Source organism: Aeromonas sp. QDB18, assembly GCF_027705325.1.
GTDB classification, from domain to species: domain Bacteria; phylum Pseudomonadota; class Gammaproteobacteria; order Enterobacterales; family Aeromonadaceae; genus Aeromonas; species Aeromonas caviae.
This window is the reverse complement of sequence record NZ_JAPDBQ010000329.1, coordinates 1-850: the sequence shown is the minus strand read 5'-3', so window position 1 is coordinate 850 and position 850 is coordinate 1. Positions and strand designations below refer to the sequence as shown.

1 protein-coding gene is annotated in these 850 nt (G+C 54.6%); it reads right to left on the bottom strand.

Annotation, left to right across the window (positions count from 1 at the left end):
- Positions 1-11 precede the first annotated feature (11 nt).
- Positions 12-850, bottom strand: an 839-nt coding sequence (locus OKC30_RS21185; protein WP_270809839.1) for an ISAs1 family transposase, incomplete at its 5' end; no start/stop codon positions are given.

Sequence of the window (850 nt, the reverse complement as noted above, 5' to 3'; positions counted from 1 at the left end):
TCAGGGCGGGATTATACTTTTTGCGAGCAATTCGCATCTGTCGTCACGCCAAAAAACATCTCCATTCGAAAATCATCACTCCAGCAAGCGCATTTGATTTTTCGCCGCTTGCTGATTGACTTCGGATGATGCTGCGCCATGTTCAGCGCAATGCGACGAAACAGGGCAAACACCTCTGCTGCCTCCCTGTCACCAATCCGGCTCAGGTCTTCCCGATAGGTCACATCCAGTACCCAGTGCTGTTGGTTCTCGATGTGCCAATGCTGGCGTACTGCCTTGGCGGCTTGCTCCGGCTCTATCGCCAACGAGCTGACGTAGTATTGGGTGTCTAACGTGACCTTGCCTTTTTGACCGCGACTGCGCTCCACGGCGATAAGGCTTGTTATGCCGGGCCAAGCCAGTTTCTGTTCAGCGGGGAGTTCTGCGGTTAACTGAAAGACTGTTCGCTCCTCCTGGCGGCCATGACCCTGCTCTTGCGTGCAGTGTTGCGCCAACCCTTCACCATCGTGCTCCCACCAGGGCTGGAACTGACTACGGATTGCCGCCAGTAAGCCGGGCTGGTTTTCCTTTACCTGAACGACAAAGTCAGCCCCACGGGCGGTCAGTCGCTGCAAGGTTTCTTTCTGACAGTGCAGGGCATCCATGGTCACGATGGCATCTTTAATATCAAGGCAATCAATCAGCTGTCTTACTGTCTCGATTTCCCCGCCTTTGTGTTGAGTGGCCTTCTGGCAGAGCACCAGACCCTCACCGGTATCAAACGCCGTCACCAGATGCAGGCAATTATCGGACCCGTGTTGGTTGACTGCCCCTCGTATGGTCTTGCCATCGATGGCAATGATAGACTGAC